Source organism: Collinsella sp. CLA-AA-H302, assembly GCF_040093305.1.
Taxonomy (GTDB): Bacteria; Actinomycetota; Coriobacteriia; order Coriobacteriales; family Coriobacteriaceae; genus Collinsella.
Map to the genome: position 1 here is coordinate 143,944 of NZ_JBBNJW010000003.1, position 17,034 is coordinate 160,977.

Sequence of the window (17,034 nt, forward strand, 5' to 3'; positions counted from 1 at the left end):
CAAGCGTAAGCCATATCGATGGTAGCCGACTCGGCTTCTTGCGACTATAGATGCCGTAGACTAATCGCAAGAAAGGACTCGGTATGCAAACCACGCACATGGCGACCCCGGTACTGGAGGTCGCGCATCTCGAAAAGGTATACGGCGCGCTGGGCAACGTGACCCGCGCGCTCAACGACGTCAGCTTTACCGTCAACCGCGGCGAATTCGTCGGTATCATGGGCGCCTCGGGCTCGGGCAAGTCGACGCTGCTCAACTGCGTGTCGACCATCGATGCCGCCACGAGCGGCACCATTCGCATCAACGGCCAGGACGTGACGCGCATGAAGCAGGCCAAGCTTTCGCAGTTCCGCCGTGAGGAGCTGGGCTTTATCTTCCAGGATTCCAACCTGCTCGATACGCTCACGGCACGCGAGAACATCGCCCTGCCGCTCACCATCGCCCGCACAAACTCGGCCGAAATCTCGACCCGCGTGCAGGATGTGGCCGCGCGCCTGTCCATTAGCCAGGTGCTCGACAAGTATCCCTACCAGATGTCCGGCGGCCAGCAGCAGCGTGTCGCCGCTGCTCGCGCGCTCGTCACCGACCCCACCATGATCATGGCCGACGAGCCCACCGGCGCCCTCGATTCCAAGAGCGCCCGCCTGCTGCTTGAGAGCCTGGAGGCCCTGAATCGCCGCCTGCGCGCCACGGTGCTCATGGTCACGCACGACAGCTTTGCCGCCAGCTACACGAGCCGCGTGCTGTTTATCCGCGACGGCAAGATCTTCACCGAGCTGCGCCGCGGCGACACCGACCGCCGAGAGTTCTTCGACCGCATTATGGAGGTCGTTGCCATGATGGGCGGTGAGGGCTCCGATGCTCTGTAAACTCGCTTGGGGCAACGTCCGCCGCGCCGGCCGCGACTACCTCGTTTACTTGCTGACGCTCACCCTGGGTGTCACGGTCTTCTATGCATTCAACACCGTATCAATGCAGGTCGATATCGCCGGCATTAAGGAAGAGGGCCTGTCCGAGCTCATGGGCACCATGCTCGGCTACCTCACGTACTTTTTGGCTGGTGTCATGGCCTTTTTGATGGTGTATGCCAATAACTTCATCATGAAACGCCGCAAAAAGGAGTTTGGCCTGTACCAGGTGCTCGGCATGGGGCGCGGGCGCGTCGCCACGATCATGGCGCTCGAGACGGTGATCGTCTCGGTCGGCGCTTTTGTCGCCGGCATCGTGCTGGGCGTGGGGCTCTCGCAGCTCATGACATTCTTTACGGCCTCACTCTTCAAGACGCAGATCGCCAATTTCCGCTTCTTTTTCTCGGTGCATGCGTTCAACCTGACCCTTGCCTGCATGCTCGTAATGTTTGTGCTCACGCTCCTGCTGAACCTTCGCGCCGTGCGCCGTACCAAACTCATCGAGCTTATGGGTGCCGAGCGTCGCAACGAGAGCATCAAGACACGCAACCCCTGGATCGCGATTGCCATCTTTGCTGTGGGCGTGGTGCTTGTGGGCGTGGCCTATTACCGTCTGCTACGTGATGGGTTCCCGCTAACCGAGACGGGCGACAAGCTGGACGGGGCAATGAGCCAGTTTGGCATCACCACGGCCATGGTCACGGTAGGCACCTTTGCCCTGTTCTGGGGACTCTCGGGCATGCTCATCAAGCTGCTGCAGAGCCTGCGCGGCGTGTATTGGCGCGGACTTAACATGTTTACCGTGCGCCAGCTTGCGGCCAAGGTCAACACGGTGTGCTTTTCGATGGGCGTCATCGCGATGATTCTGTTTTTGGCCATTACCTCGGTGACGTGCGGTATGTCTATTGCCAATGTGATGAACGAAAACCTGGAGCGCTATAACCCTGTTGACGTGTCTCAGACGTATGTCTATTACACGCCCGAAACGCTCGACTACTACAAGGAGTATGTCAATCCGTCTGAGGCCGATCGCATGGTGCTGGCCGATGCAACGGTCGATTTGTACGCTGCATGGCATGGCGAGCGCAAGTCGGCGGACAACAACGACGAGACCGGCAAAAAGGTCAATATCGCCGATGTTGCCGGTGAGCATGTGCAGATCGATTCGTATCTGAGTTACCCGCTTGGCGGCTCGGGCCCCTCGGTGGTGGCGGGCGAGATGTGCAAGGCCATGGGCGAAAAGCTTCCCAAGGCGCTCGAGGGAAGCAACGCCGATGCGATGGGTCTGTATGTGACGCCGGCGAGCCAGTACAACAAACTGCGCCAGATGATGGGCGAGGAGCCGGTGAGCATTGGCCGCGACCAGTATCTGCTCACGTGTGATATGGGCGGTGAGCTGGGCGACCTGTACACCAAATACATGGCCGGCGGCCATACCCTCACCTTGGGCGGGCATGAGCTCAAGCCCGCAACCGATAAGTCGGACGAGGACACGGCGGCCATCGCCAACTCGGCGATGGGCAGCAATCCCGGTACCGTGGTCGTAGCCGATGAACTGCTGTCCCAGCTTAATCTGCAGCCGTATTCCAGTAATCTGCTCGTTAACTACAAGCAGGGGATGGATGTGAGCAAGGCAGACGAGAGCATTAAATACACCATGCTCGACAATCTGCTCGTTGACGGCAAGGAGCCGGGGGGATGGGGAGTCTTCATCACGCGTTCCGAGATGTACACGCAAGCAGCGCAGATGAACGGCATGATTAGCTATCTAGCCATCTACATTGGCTTTGTGCTGGTCATTGCATGTGCGGCGATTCTGTCGATCCAGCAGCTCTCCAATGTGGCCGACGGCAGCCGCAGCTATCGTGTGCTGGCACAGATCGGCTGTGACGACCGTCAGATCCGGCATTCGGTGATGGCGCAGCAAGCGGTGTTCTTCCTGTTCCCGCTGGCAGTGGGCTTGGCGCACTCCTTTGTGGCGCTCAAAGTGATCATCGAGCTGGTGAGCGTATTCGGCGATATGAGCATCGCCGGCACCGTGGGCCTCACCTGCGCGATTTTCCTGGCGGCCTATGGTGGCTACTTCCTGGTGACGTACCTCATGAGCACCGGCATGGTACAAGCTGCCATCGCCACCCGCTACAGCGAGTAACTCGTTCAGCTCAGAATTATCGCAGGTTGAGCATAAGTCAGCGAAAACGCCCCTAGGCGAGCAAGGTGACGTGAAAGAGGAGGGAAGCGTACTTCGGTACGCGACCGACGATTGAACGTCAGATTGCCGCCTAGGGGCGCTTGCAGCGTCGAGCCGTTACGCGGTTTGGCAAAACCGCGTAACCTCATCGCTTCCAAAAGTGGAGGATGAGCGTCGTGCGGTTTTGCTGTTCGGTTTTGACCAGGATGTTGTGGATGTGGGTCTTGACGGTGCCCACGGCAAGGAATAGCTCGTCAGCGATCTCTTGGTTCGATTTGCCCAGTACGACCAGACGCATAACTTCGGTCTCACGGTTGGAGAGCTTGTAGGCGTTGCGATAGAAGGGCATCTGCTCTTCGATGTGTCGATCAAGATCGCTGACGTTCTTTTCCTCGGGCGCCTCCTGCATGCGGATTGAAAGCACGTGGTAGGAGTAGATGATCAGCAGGATCGCAAAGTAGCAGGCAAAGACGTTTTCGCTAAAGTTGCGCTCGGACAGATATAGTTGCAGCCAAGAGGGCGCCAGACTCATGGGGACAATCAGAATGTTGTAGAAATCCTCGGCAACGATGCAGCCGACCAGAATAGCGCCGATAATCAGGTGCTTTCGTTGGTTGTTAACGCGTGCCTTCAGCTCGACTTGTGTGCTCTTGCGTGCCGTCCAAAAGATATATAGTCCCACGAAAACAAGGAATACCTGACGCATCGTGTAGTAGAGCCATTGATGAATGGGGCCGTAGGGGACAGCGACGATAATCAGCAGCTCGCTCAGCAAGAACGTTGCGACGGGAATGACAAACTGCTTTTTTGAATGCTTGTCGAGCAAATCCATGGCAATGAGCCAAATAAAAGCCTGCGAAGCGGTCGCCACAAAGGTCCGCAACACAGGCATGGTAATTGAGTAATAGTCGCTGGCCGGAAAACTCTGGTTTTGCAGCGTGTATTCAAAAAAGAAAATCTCGGTCATCTCGATGGCATAGCAGATAAATACGCCGCAGCCATAGACAAAGATACGTCGACGAGACGAGGCATAGGCGGCAAGCGAAAGCACTGCCGTCACAATACAAATCACGAGTATCGCTAGGGTATAGAAGAACATCAGGGTGTTCATCTGCCACCATCCCATCTCATTTCATCTATGGCCGAGCCCGTATATCTTGTGGGATATAGACGTCTCAACCCTTCGTTTCATTGCGGATTAGGCGCCGAGATACAGCATAGCCGTATACCGTTCGCGGTTCTAGATGGTAAACCCCCTGTAAACTCTTGACCTGCGAGTTTATATTGGTTTAGAGGGGGTGTAACTCCGTGAACGGTCTTTAATCCCGAATAAACTAGGTAAAAATTGCATACGGGTGAATGATGGTCTTGTCAACACGAGGCGTGATGTACGAGCGCCTCATAGTAATAGTCGGCAAGACCGGCGGAAAGGAAATCGACATGGCACTGCCTAAGGATTTCATCGACACCAACGACTTCACCAAAGAGCAGATCCTGGCTATCGAGGATCTTGGCCTGGCAATGAAGAAGGCCATCAAGGTTGACGGTTATTATCCGCACCTGCTCCGCAACAAGAGCCTTGGCATGATCTTCCAGCAGGTCTCCACCCGCACCCGTCTTTCCTTCGAGACCGCTATGTGCGACCTCGGCGGCCACGCTCAGTTCTATGGCCCTGGCACCATTCAGCTCGGTGGCCACGAGTCCCTGGGCGACACCGCTCGCGTCATGGGCGACCTGCTCGACATCATGATGGCTCGCGTTGACCGTCACAAGGACGTCGTCGGCCTCGCCGAGGGCTCCGCTGTGCCCGTCATCAACGGCATGTCCGAGTTCAACCACCCCACGCAGGAGATGGGCGACCTCATGACCATGCTCGAGAACCTCCCCGAGGGCAAGAAGATCGAGGACTGCACCCTGGCCTTCATCGGCGATGCCACCCAGGTCTGCGTCTCCCTCATGTTCATCGCCTCCAAGGTCGGCATGAAGTTTGTCCAGTTTGGACCTAAGGGCCACCAGATCCCCGACGGCGGCCTGCACGTTGGCACCGTCGAGGAGCGCGCCGAGTTCGGCAAGCAGATGATGGCCATCGCCGAGGAGAACTGCAAGGTCTCCGGCGGCTCGGTCGTCATCTCCGACGACATCGAGTGCATCAAGGGCGCTGACTTCATCTACACCGACGTGTGGTATGGCCTGTACGACGAGGAGGTCTCGGGCGAGAACTACATGGACGTGTTCTATCCCAAGTATCAGGTCACCATGGACATGATGAACTTCGCCGGCCCCAACTCCAAGTTCATGCACTGCCTGCCGGCCACCCGCAACGAGGAGGTCGTCGACGAGGTCATGGACGATCCCGAGCGCTCCCTGTGCTGGGTCGAGGCCGAGAACCGCAAGCACTCCATCCGTGCTCTCCTTGCCGCCCTGGGCAAGCGCACCCCGCTCAACGACGAGGGTGTCGAGTACTCCGCCAAGGCTGAGCTCTACGCCGCTCTCGAGGCTCTCGAGCAGCTCTAAGCCTCAAGGCTTCTAAAAGCACGTTTGCGGGCGGCGGATGCTCGTCTCCTGTCGCCCGCTCACCGAGGCCCAAGCAATTGCCTTAATACCTTAGGGCCTCGGATCTGTCCAAGACCGAGCGAAGGAGCTCATCATGAGCGACGGAAAGAAAAAGCTTTCCTTCTTGACGGTCATTTCGACCATCATCTGCGTCGTCTTCGTTTGCGAGGCCGCCGCTCCTGCTGCCGCCATTGGCAACCAGCAGTTCTTCTGGTGGATCTTCCTGATCCTGACCTTCCTGCTTCCCTACGGCATGGTTGTCGCCGAGCTCGGTACCACCTATGACGGCGAGGGCGGCATTTACGATTGGGTACGCGATGGCCTGGGCGACAAATGGGGCGCCCGCATCTCGTACTACTACTGGGTCAACTACCCGCTGTGGATCGCCTCGCTGGCTACCATGTTCCCCGACATTTTGGGCATGGTCTTTGGCGTCGAGTTCAACTTGATCGCCAAGATGGGTATCGATCTTGCCTTTGTGTGGATCGTCTACCTCATGGGCCGCTCCAAGGCGGCCGACTCCGAGTGGGTCCTTAACGGTGGCGCCATCATCAAGGTCGCCGTCGCCGTTATCGTTGGCGCTTTGGGCATTTGGTATGCCATGGAGAACGGTTTTGCGAACGACATGTCCGCTGCCACCTTCCTGCCCGAGCTCACCAACACCAACGCTCTCGGCTACCTGTCGATCATCATCTTTAACTTCATGGGCTTCGAGGTCATCTGCACCATGACCGACGACATGGCCGATCCCGCTCGCGATATCCCCAAGGCTATCATCGTCGGTGGCCTGTCCATCGCCGTGATCTACCTGTTCGCTGGCTTTGGCATCGGCGCTGCTGTGCCGGCCGATTCCATCGACCCCGACTATGGCATGATTGTCGCAGTCCAGACCATGGTGGGCGACTCCATGATCTTCAAGGTCATCTGCATCGCCTTCCTGATCACCCTGTTCGCCAACATGGCCGCTTGGTCCTTCGGCGTTAACTCCGTTGCTCGCTACGCTGCCGAGCACGGCAACATGCCCAAGGTCTTTGCCTCGATGATCTCGGATGACGACATGCCCAACGGCGCCAACCTGGTCAACGCCATCGTTGCCTCCCTGGTACTGTGCCTGCAGCTGGTTCCCATCGACGCCATCTCCAACGGTGTCTTCTGGATGCTCTTCGGCACCTCCGTCGTCTTCCTGCTGCTCACCTATATCCCGATGTTCCCGGCGTTCCTCAACCTTCGCAAGAACGACCCGAACCGCGAGCGCATCTTCACGTTCCCGTTTAAGGGTGCCATGATGAAGGTCATGCTGGCCATCCCTTGCATCGAGCTGATCCTGGCCATCGTTGCAACGCTGGTGCCGTTCTCTGCCGCTGAAATTGGCGACAAGCTCCCGATGATCGTTATCTTCATCGTGCTTCTGCTCATCGGCGAGGTTGTCCGCGTCGTCAGCGCCAAGGGCCGCGAGACCGAGTACATGGGTCTCACCCCCGAGCTGGCTGCTCAGCGTCTCGCTGAGGAGGCCGCCGAGGCCGAGGAGAACTAGAGCACCCGGTTCTGGGGCTCCAACCCTCCTCGCGTACCAACGTGCGCTTCGTCGGGCTTGTCGCTCCCGACTCCGGGCACTCTAGCCTCTTCGGAGGCGTGCCCAAACGACAGGTTTGCTAACCATTCCCCGGGGTGGGTGTGAGCGATAGCTCCGGTAACCACCGCCCACCCCAATCTCTCTTCCGTATCCTTCGTGCGTTTTGTCTCCGCGCACTTGGCTACGTCGCCGCTCGCCGGTGCGGCACCGTGAAAATCGGCACCGGGCGCCCCGACCTTTGCCGGGGGACGGGCGCCCACTATCTCTTGGTTTTAGGCTGCGGGTAACCCGCCCGCGGCAAGCGATCGTTCGATTTGGAGGAAATCTTATGCGTACGATCACCGAGTCCGAGTCCACCCCCAAGGCCGACGGCTTCTTTATGCCCGCCGAGTTCGCCCCGCAGGATCGCGTGTGGATGGGCTGGCCCCACCGCACCGACACCTGGGCCCACGGCGCCAAGCCGGCTCAGAAGCAGTATGCCGCCATCGCTCGCGCCATCGCCGAGTTCACCCCGGTCACCATGTGCGCCAACCAGGCTGACTACGCCAACTGCAAGGCCGTCTTCGAAGAGGACGAGAACGTCACCGTTATCGAGATGACCACCGACGACGCCTGGTTCCGCGACACCGCTGCCACCTACGTCATCAACGGCAAGGGCGAGAAGCGCGCTAACCACTGGCACTTCAACGCCTATGGCGGCCTCGTCGACGGCCTCTACTTCCCGTGGGACAAGGACGAGCAGATCGCCCTTAAGATGGCTGAGCTCTCCGGCTGCCGTCGCTATCGTCCCGACGACATGATCCTCGAGGGCGGCTCCATCACCGTCGACGGCGAGGGCACCCTTGTCGTGACCGACCAGTGCCTGCTTTCCCCGGGCCGCACCTGCTCTGCGGTCCTGGAGGAGGAAGAGGATCCCGAGTCCATCTGGCCCAAGTTCCACAAGAAGTTTGAGCCCTGGAGCGAGGAGCTTCGCGCCTATATGGACGAGCACCTCAAGGATTACCTGGGTGTCGAGAAGGTCATCTGGGTCAAGGAGGGCATCGACCCCGAGGAGACCAACGGCCACATCGATGACGTTGCTACGTTCATTGCCCCGGGCGTCATGGCCTGCATCTGGACCGACGATCCCGAGTATCCGTTCTACGAGCAGTGCCACGCTGCCTACGAGACCCTCTCCAACGCCGTTGACGCCAAGGGCCGCAAGATGAAGGTCTACAAGCTCTGCATGCCCGTGAACCCGCTGTTCATGGATCAGGCCTCCTGCGACACCATCGACGCCGACGAGAACGCCGAGCCGCGCGTCCCCGACGAGCCGCTAATCGCCTCCTACATGAACTACCTCGTGACCAACCACGGCGTTATCGTCCCGCAGTACGGCGACGAGAACGACCAGCTGGCCGTCGACACGCTCCAGAAGATCTACGACGAGGTCTGGGGCGAGGGCGTCTACAAGTGCGTCGGCGTTCAGTCCGAGCAGGTCGTCTTCGGCGGCGGCAACATCCACTGCATCACGCAGCAGGAGCCGTCCGCGTAGTTGTCTGTCTTCCCGAGGCACGGCACCTTGCCCTTCAATCGTCGGGCACGACCCTTAAGGTCTATGGCCTCCTCTTTCAGGGCAATCTGCCGCACCTCGAAAACCCAGCCAATCAATCGGACAGGTGGCGTGTCGTCCCATCTCGGGGCATTGATGGGCTGCTGCTTGATGTCTTGGTCGGCTGGGTTTTTCTTTGGGCACTCCGTTGCCTCCACTTCGGAGTGCCCGACTCTTTGATTGAGTACGCGTCTGATCTGGGATTTATTGCGGGTTAGGCCAATTGTTCGCTTGAATATCCCAGGTCAGACGCGTACCCAATTGCCGAAAGTTTCCGGGCGCAAACGCGGCCGTTTTGATCGGAGTATCTATGTACCAGCGTATCGTTATCTACACGCGCCTGTTCCGCGAGCGTTGGTCCAACAATTGCATCCTCTCTTCTCTTTGGGATGGCACCTGCACCGGTGACGCGGCCTGCAACCCTACCTTGGGCTGCGCCTTCGGTACAGATGCCATCCTTTTTGCTGTAGGGGAAGCGTGCCATGGCAGGTAAAAAGTTCTCCCTGTTCGAGGTCATCCTCTCGGTTATCTGCGTTGTCTTTACCATCGAGGCGGCTGCTCCGGCATCTGCCATGGGTAACGTGCAGTTCTTCTGGTGGATCTTCCTCATCATTACGTTTTTGCTTCCCTATGGCCTGGTGGTGGCCGAGCTCGGTACGGCGTTCGATTCCGAGGGCGGCCTGTACGATTGGGTTCGCCTGGGCTTGGGCGACCGTTGGGGCGCCCGCTGCTCCTGGTGCTATTGGGTCAACTTTCCACTGTGGGTGGCAAGTATCGCCTGCATGTTCCCCAGTGTCATCAATGCGGCATGGGGCATCGAATTTTCGCTTGGGGTCCGAATTGCCATCGAGCTTGCCTTTGTGTGGGGTGTCACCGTCATGGCGATGCAGCCGGTTGCGGAGGCCGATTGGGTCATGGACGGCGGCGCCGTCATCAAGGTGGTCATTACCGCTGTGGTAGGAATCGTCGGCATCCGGTTTGCCTGCAATTACGGCTTTGCCAACGACATGTCGCTCAAGACTTTCATTCCAGATCTGGGCGACACCAATTCATTGACATACCTATCGATCATCCTGTTTATCTTTATGGGCTTCGAAGTGGTAGCGACCTTTGCCAGCACGATGAAAAACCCGTCGCGCGATATCCCCAAGGCGGTTATCGCCGGTGGTGTTGCCATTGCGGCAATCTATATCATCTGCGGCATCGGCATCGGAGCCGCGGTTCCCACCGAGCAGCTTTCGCTCGATTCGGGCATTGTGGACGCGGTTGCCGCCATGGTGGGGCGCAGCCACCCGCTGACAATGGTCGTGGGCGTGGCATTTTTGGTGACGCTGTTCGCCAACATGATCTGCTGGAGTTTTGGCGTCAACAACGTGGCGAGCTATGCCGCGCGCCACGGCAACATGCCGCGCCCCTTTGCGCTGGTGTCCAAGAAGACCGGCATGCCCAACGGCTCAGCACTCATTAACGGTTGTTTTGCCAGCTTGGTGCTGCTACTTCAGATTCCGCTGGGCGAAGGTTCCGACGTCTTTTGGGTCTTCTTCTCGATGAACGTCGTCTTTCTGCTCATGAGCTATATCCCGATGTTCCCGGCGTTTTGGCGCCTGCGTAAATACGACGACCGCCTACGTGTATTCCGCGCGCCCTTCGAGGGCAAGGTGCTTGCGGTAGCGCTTGCGGTGCCGGTGGTAGAGCTCGTGCTTTCGATTGTTGCGACAACCGTGCCGCTTAACAGCTCGCCCGCCGAGATGTCAAAGTTGCCGATCCTCATGGGTGTGGTGATCGGCGTGCTGCTGGGCGAGGTTTCGCGCCTCATATCGCGCCGCGGCCGCAGCATCGACAATCCCGGCGTTGGCGCAAGGGGGACAGGTCGCTTTGCACCAAAACAGTAGCGCCGCGAGTTGCGCGGCGCTTGATGCATCTTGGATTACTGCTCACGCTGCTCGGGATCAGATGCGAGCTTGGGTGCAAAGTAGGGGACGTGGCCCAGGTACGGGCAGCTATCCTCGCGCGCCTCGACGGCGGAGGGGACGTTGTCGTAGGTCATGGAAGAACCGAGTCGGGCGATGGCCTTGGCAGCGGGCGCGACGAGCATCTTGAGCGGAGCGATCGGTGTCATGGCATCTCCTTTCATCGGTGAGATACAGCTTGTTTATCTAAACGATACAGTACGTTTAATCGGTGAGTCTAATCTTGCGGCAAAGAATCTGTCAACATCCTCACAGCATCTAGACAGGGGAGGCGGGCATGAGTTTCGCGTTCTATATCTACACCACGATTATCATGGGTGTGGCTCTGGTGACCAGTGCCGTGGCATTGGTGGTTTGGCTCATGACGCGTCGTCGCGACAGCCTGGTGGCCGCGGCGGGCTTTTTGCTCTACATGCTCGATATGTCAGTCATCTTTTTTGACGAGTACAATCGGCTCAAATACGACTATGCCGTTACCTTTAGCGAGCCGTTGCAGCACCCCTTGCTGCGCTGCGTGCTCGGTATCGCCATCTATGCTTGCGTGGTATTGTGGATGTTTGAGCGCTTGCGCAAAAGACCGACGTCGTGCATGCTCGGACTTGCTATCGTGCCGTTTTCAATCTTGCAATTGCTGCTGGTGCCTCGCAGCGGCGCTGCCGGAGAGGTGCAGCAGTATCTCTTTTGGCTCACGCGTGACCTGGGCAATGTAGGATGTCTTGCCTATGCCGCCTGGCATTACCGGTACAGAGCAACGCGTGTTGAGAAACTCGACCTCGACCGCTCAAAGCTCTTTTGGAAGGTGGCCTTCGTTCTTGTGTTTTGCGTGATCGCCGAGGACACCTACATGATCTTGTTCTGCCGCCCCGACTCCCAAAACCCCGTCATCGGCCTCTTTTTGTGGTATCTGTCCGAGCGCAATATCTCCGAAAACGTGCTGCTCGTGGTATGCGCGGCTCAGCTTTTTTGCCAGTTTAGCCATATCCTGCGTGTGTATGCCCGTCATCCGCGTGCCGATGAGGACGTGGCGGCCGAGAGCGCAAGCTCTGAGGACGACTTGGCATCACGTGTGGTGATCTATGCCGACGCCCATAAGCTGTCACGGCGCGAGCAGGAGGTGCTCACGCTGGTGCTGAAGGGCAACGACGCCCAAAACATCGCCAGCGAGTTGGTCATCAGCCCTGGCACGGTCAAGGCACACCTGCATCGCATCTACGTTAAAAGCGGCGTCTCCAACCGAGACGACCTTATAGATACCTTTTGGCGTTCCTAGCCCCATTCTTCCTCGCATGCGGGTCTTGCCGTGTGGACGGCCAAACCGTTGGGCGTAATGACGCGGTAATAATCTCAGACAATAAACCTGCAGGTAAAGCGTGTAAACCTGCTTAAACTGACCGTTTGCGGTCCCTGGCCTTGGCACGGATTTGCCCCTGTGTATCAATGGGTGTAGCGCGAAGCCGCGGACGTGGGACAGACGTCCGAGCACGGCTTGTAGGCACGCGCCGATGCGGGAGCGCTACGCTCCCAACCGAGTGCCCACGCGGGCGGTGCGTCCGCGTTGCAACCAAAGATGCCTGAGGAGGCTCACATGGACAAGGCTGATGTAGTTATCAAGAGCAACGCCGTCTTTACCGGCGATGGGCTCGAGACGTTTAAGGGCGGCGTTGCCGTGCGGGGCGAAAGAATCGTTGCCTGCGGTGACGATGCCCACCTGGCACCGTTTATCGGCCCCGATACCGAGGTGCGCGATTTTGGCGACCAACTCGTCATGCCCGGCCTGATCGACTCGCACACACATTTTGCCCAGGGCGCGTTTATGACCGACCCCGATTTTGCCGTCAACCTCATCGACTGCACCAGTTTTGAGATGGCAATGGAACGTGTCGTTGCGTTTGCCGATTCGCATCCTGACAACGAGTGGATCGTTGGCTGTCAGATCATCCAGTTCCAGTGGGAAGTTCCCGAGATGCCCACCGCGGCCATGATTGATGAGTACATCTCCGACCGCCCGGTCTTTTTGCAGCAGGTTGATATGCACACCTTTAGCGCCAACACCTGCGCTATCAACAAGGTGGGCATTACCACCGAGACCCCCGACCCCGCGGGCGGCAAGATTTTGAAGGACGCCGACGGTAACCTTGCCGGTGTGTTCTCCAACAACGCGGGAGCCCTCTTTATGGATGAGGTCTATGACCCAGCGCCCGAGGTGGTCAACGCCTCGTTTACCAAGACGGCTAAGCGCGCCAACAGCCTGGGCATTACTACCATAGGCATGGTCAACCCCACCTTTGTAAGCATGGAGAACCCGTTTGGCGTGATTGCCGACCTCAACGCCAAGGGCGAGCTGCCGCTGCGCGTCTTTATGTACACCGATTTGTTTGAGAACGAGACAATGGCGCTCGATCAAATCAAGGCCAAGTACAACTTCCCTGGCACGCAGGTCGAGTGGCACGGCTTTAAGCAGTTTATCGATGGCGTGTGCTCCGACCATACCGCTTGGATGCTCGAGCCCTACAGCAACGCACCCGAGAGCTGCGGCGAGGCTGCCGAGGATCCCGAGCGCATGCGCGCTGCCATGCTCAAGGCACTTGAGTGGGGTGTCGATACCCGTATCCACGCCATCGGCGACCGCGCCGTACGCACCATCCTCGACAACTTTGAAGAGGGCGAGAAGCTCTACGGGCAGCAAGGATGCCGCCACTCCATCGAGCATAACGAGACGGTGCAGCCGGAGGATATGCCCCGCTACGCCGAGCTCGGCGTATGCCCGGCCATGCAGCCGTGGCACATGCTGCTCGACATGGCTGACCTTGCCAAGGACGATGCCGTGGGTCCCGAGCGTGCCGCGCTTTCGTGGCCCCTGCATAGCCTGCTTGCCAGCGGAGCCGTGGTGCACCTGGGCAGTGACTTCCCCGTTGTGGGCTTGGAGCCCATGGAGGAGGTCTACGGCGCGGTCTTCCGTATGCTCGAGGACGGCTCTAACCCCGAGGGCTGGTTCCCGCAGGAGCGCATCACCATGGCAGATGCCCTGCGCGCCTACACCTACGGTGGCGCCTTTGCCATGCATGCCGAGGACCGTATCGGTACGCTCGCATGCGGCAAGCAGGCCGACATCTGCGTGCTCGACCGCAATCTCTTTAAGTGCGAGCCGGCTGAGGTCCTCGAGGCCACGGCGTCTCTCACGATGATTGCCGGCAAGGTGGTCTACGAGGCCTAGCGGGGCTGCTGCATCGCTGGGCGGTGCCACAGCCTGTGCGTGCCGCCCGCCCATCCATTCATTCATCAATCTCTCATGGAAAGGGGAGAACAATGGCAGAAGAAGTAACCGCTGCCGTGGAGGAGGAGCGCGAGCTCGCCTCCCAACCGATTCCCGGCCTGGTGCGTAAGTACACCATCGTCACCGGCCAGGGCATGCTCGCCCAGATCATCATGGTGGTCCTCGAGGGCCTCGTGATGGGTTGGGGCCTGGGTGCCCACGGCCTGGCCTGTGTCTCGATCATCATGTCGGTCGAGTACATCAACCTGGCCTTTGGCAACCTGTTTGGCACCGGCGTACCCGCCGTGGTGGGCAACCTTTTGGGTGCCGGCGACATCAAGGGCGCAAGCAAGGCTTTTAGCCAGGGCTTTTGGCTCACCACGATCGTGAGTGTGCTGCTAGCTGTGGTGATGGCCGTGTTTACCGAGCCCATCTGTGCATTTTTTGGCGCCACGCCCGACATCATGGTCGATACCGTTGCCGGCGTGCGCACCTTCGCCGTGCTGCTACCGCTCACGGTCATTGGCCAGATGATTACCGCTGTGATGCGTGTGGACGAGAAGGTTCAGATCCAGGCCAACCTCATGACCGTATCGGCTATCGTCGCCATCTGCTGGCTCGCGCTTTCCACGTTTGTTCTCAAGTTTGGCGTTATGGGCGCCGGCGTGTATTACGGGCTTTCCATCGGCATCTGGGCCATCGGTATCTTCTGGTTCATCGGTGGTAAAAAGTCCCAGCTCCAGATTAACCCGGCCGACCTCAAGCTCGACCTAGCCATTTGCGGCCAGATCCTCAAGATCGGTTTCCCGTTCTTCCTGGTTCAGGGCGCGACCTTTATCTTTAACACCGTTGCCAACTCGCTTTTGGGCTCGCTCGGCGGCGAAATGGGCTCGCTCTACATCGCAGCTTTTGGCGTGATCAACGGCTACATCCTCTACATTACCATGATGGTTGCCCAGTGCTTCTCCTACGGTCTGCAGCCCATCGCTGCCTTCAACGCCGGCGCAAAGGCTTGGGCACGCCTTAAGGAGACGCTCTCCTGCACGCTTAAGTACCAGGTTGTGACGCTGGCGCTGGTCACCGTCGCGCTCTGGCTTGCCGCCACCCCGGTGTGCGCCTTCTTTGCCGGCAGCGATCCTGCGCTCGTTGAGGTTGCCGCCAACGCCACGCGTACTGTCATCCTGGCTGTTGCCCTGGGCTATCTTGCCATGACCATGTCGATGTATTTCCAGGCGGTCGAGAAGGTTGGTGTCGCCACGTTTACCGGCCTGCTTCGCTATGTGATCTGCTCGGTGCCGCTTATGTACCTCCTCGGCAACATGATGGGTGTCGAGGGCGTGTGGATCGCCCTGGTGGTGGCCGACGCCATTACCGGCATCATCTCCATTGCGCTCGCCGCGCACGAGTCCAAGCGCCTTGCCACGCTCTAGGCTCGGACATGGCTGGCGTACGATAGTCGAACAAGTTAACTCGCCTGCAAGCCACCACAATGGGGACAGCCCCCATTGTGGTGGCTTTTGTTATTTAGGGTCTGAGATTTCGGCTCTATAAATAATGCTTTTGAACTGGGCTACTATAAGATTGTGGTAAACGCTACTATAAGATTATGGCGAATGAAACTATTCGATTATGGTAACAGCGTTATAAGGGGCGTTGATATGGCCGAGTACATTAACAGGGATTTGCATGAGTTGCTCATTCGCATGGCGGGTTGGTTTCCTGTTGTGTCGTTGACGGGGCCTAGGCAGAGCGGTAAGTCTACGCTGGTTAGGCATGCCTTTCCCGACTATTCCTATGTCACGCTTGAGGACCCCCAAACGAGGCGCGCGGCCTTGGAGGATCCGGTGAGTTTTATCCGCAACCGAAAGGGCGGACTCATCATCGATGAGGCGCAATACGCCCCGGATTTGTTCTCGATGATCCAGGTTGTTTCGGATGAGCGGGGAGACGCCGGTCAATACATCCTTACGGGATCGCAAAACTTTTTGATGATGAAAAGCATCGGCCAGTCTCTTGCCGGGCGAGTCGGGATCTTGAAATTGCTGCCATTATCGTTTCGAGAAGCGGAGAGGGGCCAGCAGGGGCAGCTGGAAGTGGATTTGTTCGCGCTCGAAGGGGGATACCCTCGCCTGCGTTCCGCCGGAATGCCGTCCTCGGTTTATTTCCCCAGCTATATCGATACCTATGTTGAGCGCGATGTTGTGGGCTTGCTTGATGTGCGCAATAAGGCGGAGTTTCATAAGTTTCTGTCCATAATTGCTCAGAGTGTCGGTGCCCTCATCAATATATCCTCGCTTTCTCGAGATACGGGCGTGAGCGTATCGACCATTAAAAGCTGGTTGTCCATTCTGGAGCAGAGCTACCTGACGTTTTCGCTGCAGCCCTATTATGCAAATGCCAAGAAGCGTCTAACTAAAACGCCCAAGCTCTATTTTTACGACGCGGGGCTGCTCTGCTACTTGCTCAAAATTGGATCACTGGAGCAACTATTGGAGAGTCCTTATCTGGGAGCCGTTTTCGAAAACCTCATCGTTTCCGAAACGGCGAAGAGCCATCTCAACGTGGGCGAGAATCCCGAGCTGTATTTCTATAGGGACGATAGCAAGCGTGAAATCGATTTGCTCGACTGTACAAACTCAGGGAGTCCCAAGGCTATCGAAATAAAATCATCCAGAACGTATCACGATAAGTACGCCCGTCATCTACAGACTGTATGCGATGAGATCGACATTGCAAAAGATGCGCGCTATGTTGTGGCCCGCGTGGACTCAACGTATGAGTCGAAAGACTGTAGTGTGGTTTCGGCGCGTGATTGGCTTTTGCGATAACAAGCTCGGCGTATTAACGACCGCCGCGAAGGGAACCGGCCCCTTTTGCGGCGGTTTTTTGCCTATCTGGTGCATCTTAGATGCAAGTGAGTAGACTTATTTGGATATGCCGAGCACATCGCGACAAACGCTCAATAAAACCGCAGGTTAGAGCTGTGGCGTTTTGG

The 17,034-nt window shown here is 58.1% G+C and carries 13 protein-coding genes; 11 read left to right on the forward strand and 2 right to left on the reverse strand.

The window, feature by feature from the left end; translation table 11 throughout:
* The first annotated feature begins 83 nt into the window (after positions 1-83).
* Both AAAV21_RS03255 and AAAV21_RS03260 read left to right on the forward strand, forming a co-directional pair.
* Positions 84-869 (forward strand): ABC transporter ATP-binding protein, encoded by a 786-nt coding sequence (locus AAAV21_RS03255; protein WP_118259853.1) that lies wholly within the window; start codon positions 84-86, stop codon positions 867-869.
* A complete protein-coding gene (locus AAAV21_RS03260; protein ID WP_349107431.1) occupies positions 859-3,060 on the forward strand; it encodes an ABC transporter permease in 2,202 nt (733 codons plus the stop codon). The genes AAAV21_RS03255 and AAAV21_RS03260 overlap by 11 nt, the downstream gene beginning before the upstream one ends.
* A gap of 184 nt (positions 3,061-3,244) precedes the next feature.
* On the opposite strand, the gene AAAV21_RS03265 is transcribed toward AAAV21_RS03260, so the two are convergent.
* A complete protein-coding gene (locus AAAV21_RS03265; RefSeq protein ID WP_349107433.1) occupies positions 3,245-4,210 on the reverse strand; it encodes a LuxR C-terminal-related transcriptional regulator in 966 nt (321 codons plus the stop codon).
* 329 nt (positions 4,211-4,539) lie between these two features.
* Here AAAV21_RS03265 and ptcA point away from each other — a divergent pair, with 329 nt between their 5' ends.
* The 5 genes from ptcA (at position 4,540) to AAAV21_RS03290 (ending at position 10,708) form a co-directional block, all read left to right on the forward strand.
* Positions 4,540-5,613: a putrescine carbamoyltransferase gene (gene ptcA / locus AAAV21_RS03270; protein ID WP_349107436.1), complete on the forward strand. Its 1,074-nt coding sequence runs from the start codon at positions 4,540-4,542 to the stop codon at positions 5,611-5,613.
* Between the two features lie 133 nt (positions 5,614-5,746).
* Entirely contained in the window at positions 5,747-7,186 is a 1,440-nt protein-coding gene (locus tag AAAV21_RS03275) for an APC family permease (RefSeq protein WP_349107438.1), read from the forward strand.
* A 367-nt stretch (positions 7,187-7,553) separates the two neighbouring features.
* Entirely contained in the window at positions 7,554-8,759 is a 1,206-nt protein-coding gene (locus AAAV21_RS03280) for an agmatine deiminase family protein (protein ID WP_349107440.1), read from the forward strand.
* 367 nt (positions 8,760-9,126) lie between these two features.
* On the forward strand, positions 9,127-9,309 hold the full coding sequence (locus AAAV21_RS03285) for a hypothetical protein (protein ID WP_117648290.1): 183 nt from the start codon (positions 9,127-9,129) through the stop codon (positions 9,307-9,309).
* The gene (locus tag AAAV21_RS03290; protein ID WP_349107442.1) at positions 9,299-10,708 is read left to right on the forward strand and encodes an APC family permease; all 1,410 of its coding nucleotides are present in this window, start codon (positions 9,299-9,301) and stop codon (positions 10,706-10,708) included. The genes AAAV21_RS03285 and AAAV21_RS03290 overlap by 11 nt, the downstream gene beginning before the upstream one ends.
* A 35-nt stretch (positions 10,709-10,743) precedes the next feature.
* On the opposite strand, the gene AAAV21_RS03295 is transcribed toward AAAV21_RS03290, so the two are convergent.
* Positions 10,744-10,935, reverse strand: coding sequence for a hypothetical protein (locus AAAV21_RS03295; protein ID WP_349107443.1), 192 nt, complete (start codon positions 10,933-10,935; stop codon positions 10,744-10,746).
* A gap of 128 nt (positions 10,936-11,063) precedes the next feature.
* Here AAAV21_RS03295 and AAAV21_RS03300 point away from each other — a divergent pair, with 128 nt between their 5' ends.
* The 4 genes from AAAV21_RS03300 to AAAV21_RS03315 all read left to right on the forward strand — a co-directional run bounded on the left by AAAV21_RS03300 (position 11,064) and on the right by AAAV21_RS03315 (position 16,867).
* Positions 11,064-12,056: a helix-turn-helix transcriptional regulator gene (locus AAAV21_RS03300; protein WP_349107445.1), complete on the forward strand. Its 993-nt coding sequence runs from the start codon at positions 11,064-11,066 to the stop codon at positions 12,054-12,056.
* Between the two features lie 315 nt (positions 12,057-12,371).
* The gene (locus AAAV21_RS03305) at positions 12,372-14,000 is read left to right on the forward strand and encodes an amidohydrolase (protein ID WP_349107446.1); all 1,629 of its coding nucleotides are present in this window, start codon (positions 12,372-12,374) and stop codon (positions 13,998-14,000) included.
* Positions 14,001-14,092: 92 nt separating this feature from the next.
* Positions 14,093-15,469, forward strand: a complete 1,377-nt coding sequence (locus AAAV21_RS03310) for an MATE family efflux transporter (protein ID WP_349107448.1) — start codon at positions 14,093-14,095, stop codon at positions 15,467-15,469.
* Positions 15,470-15,697: 228 nt separating this feature from the next.
* The gene (locus AAAV21_RS03315; RefSeq protein ID WP_349107449.1) at positions 15,698-16,867 is read left to right on the forward strand and encodes an ATP-binding protein; all 1,170 of its coding nucleotides are present in this window, start codon (positions 15,698-15,700) and stop codon (positions 16,865-16,867) included.
* Positions 16,868-17,034: the final 167 nt, after the last annotated feature.

What these genes read in the sequence shown, in the direction of transcription:
- AAAV21_RS03305 (WP_349107446.1), top strand. Translation starts at nt 12,372, where the DNA reads ATGGACAAGGCTGATGTAGTTATCAAGAGCAACGCCGTCTTTACCGGC.
- AAAV21_RS03295 (WP_349107443.1), bottom strand. Translation starts at nt 10,935, where the DNA reads ATGACACCGATCGCTCCGCTCAAGATGCTCGTCGCGCCCGCTGCCAAG.
- AAAV21_RS03300 (WP_349107445.1), top strand. Translation starts at nt 11,064, where the DNA reads ATGAGTTTCGCGTTCTATATCTACACCACGATTATCATGGGTGTGGCT.
- ptcA (WP_349107436.1), top strand. Translation starts at nt 4,540, where the DNA reads ATGGCACTGCCTAAGGATTTCATCGACACCAACGACTTCACCAAAGAG.
- AAAV21_RS03280 (WP_349107440.1), top strand. Translation starts at nt 7,554, where the DNA reads ATGCGTACGATCACCGAGTCCGAGTCCACCCCCAAGGCCGACGGCTTC.
- AAAV21_RS03310 (WP_349107448.1), top strand. Translation starts at nt 14,093, where the DNA reads ATGGCAGAAGAAGTAACCGCTGCCGTGGAGGAGGAGCGCGAGCTCGCC.
- AAAV21_RS03265 (WP_349107433.1), bottom strand. Translation starts at nt 4,210, where the DNA reads ATGAACACCCTGATGTTCTTCTATACCCTAGCGATACTCGTGATTTGT.
- AAAV21_RS03275 (WP_349107438.1), top strand. Translation starts at nt 5,747, where the DNA reads ATGAGCGACGGAAAGAAAAAGCTTTCCTTCTTGACGGTCATTTCGACC.
- AAAV21_RS03315 (WP_349107449.1), top strand. Translation starts at nt 15,698, where the DNA reads ATGGCCGAGTACATTAACAGGGATTTGCATGAGTTGCTCATTCGCATG.
- AAAV21_RS03260 (WP_349107431.1), top strand. Translation starts at nt 859, where the DNA reads ATGCTCTGTAAACTCGCTTGGGGCAACGTCCGCCGCGCCGGCCGCGAC.
- AAAV21_RS03290 (WP_349107442.1), top strand. Translation starts at nt 9,299, where the DNA reads ATGGCAGGTAAAAAGTTCTCCCTGTTCGAGGTCATCCTCTCGGTTATC.
- AAAV21_RS03255 (WP_118259853.1), top strand. Translation starts at nt 84, where the DNA reads ATGCAAACCACGCACATGGCGACCCCGGTACTGGAGGTCGCGCATCTC.
- AAAV21_RS03285 (WP_117648290.1), top strand. Translation starts at nt 9,127, where the DNA reads ATGTACCAGCGTATCGTTATCTACACGCGCCTGTTCCGCGAGCGTTGG.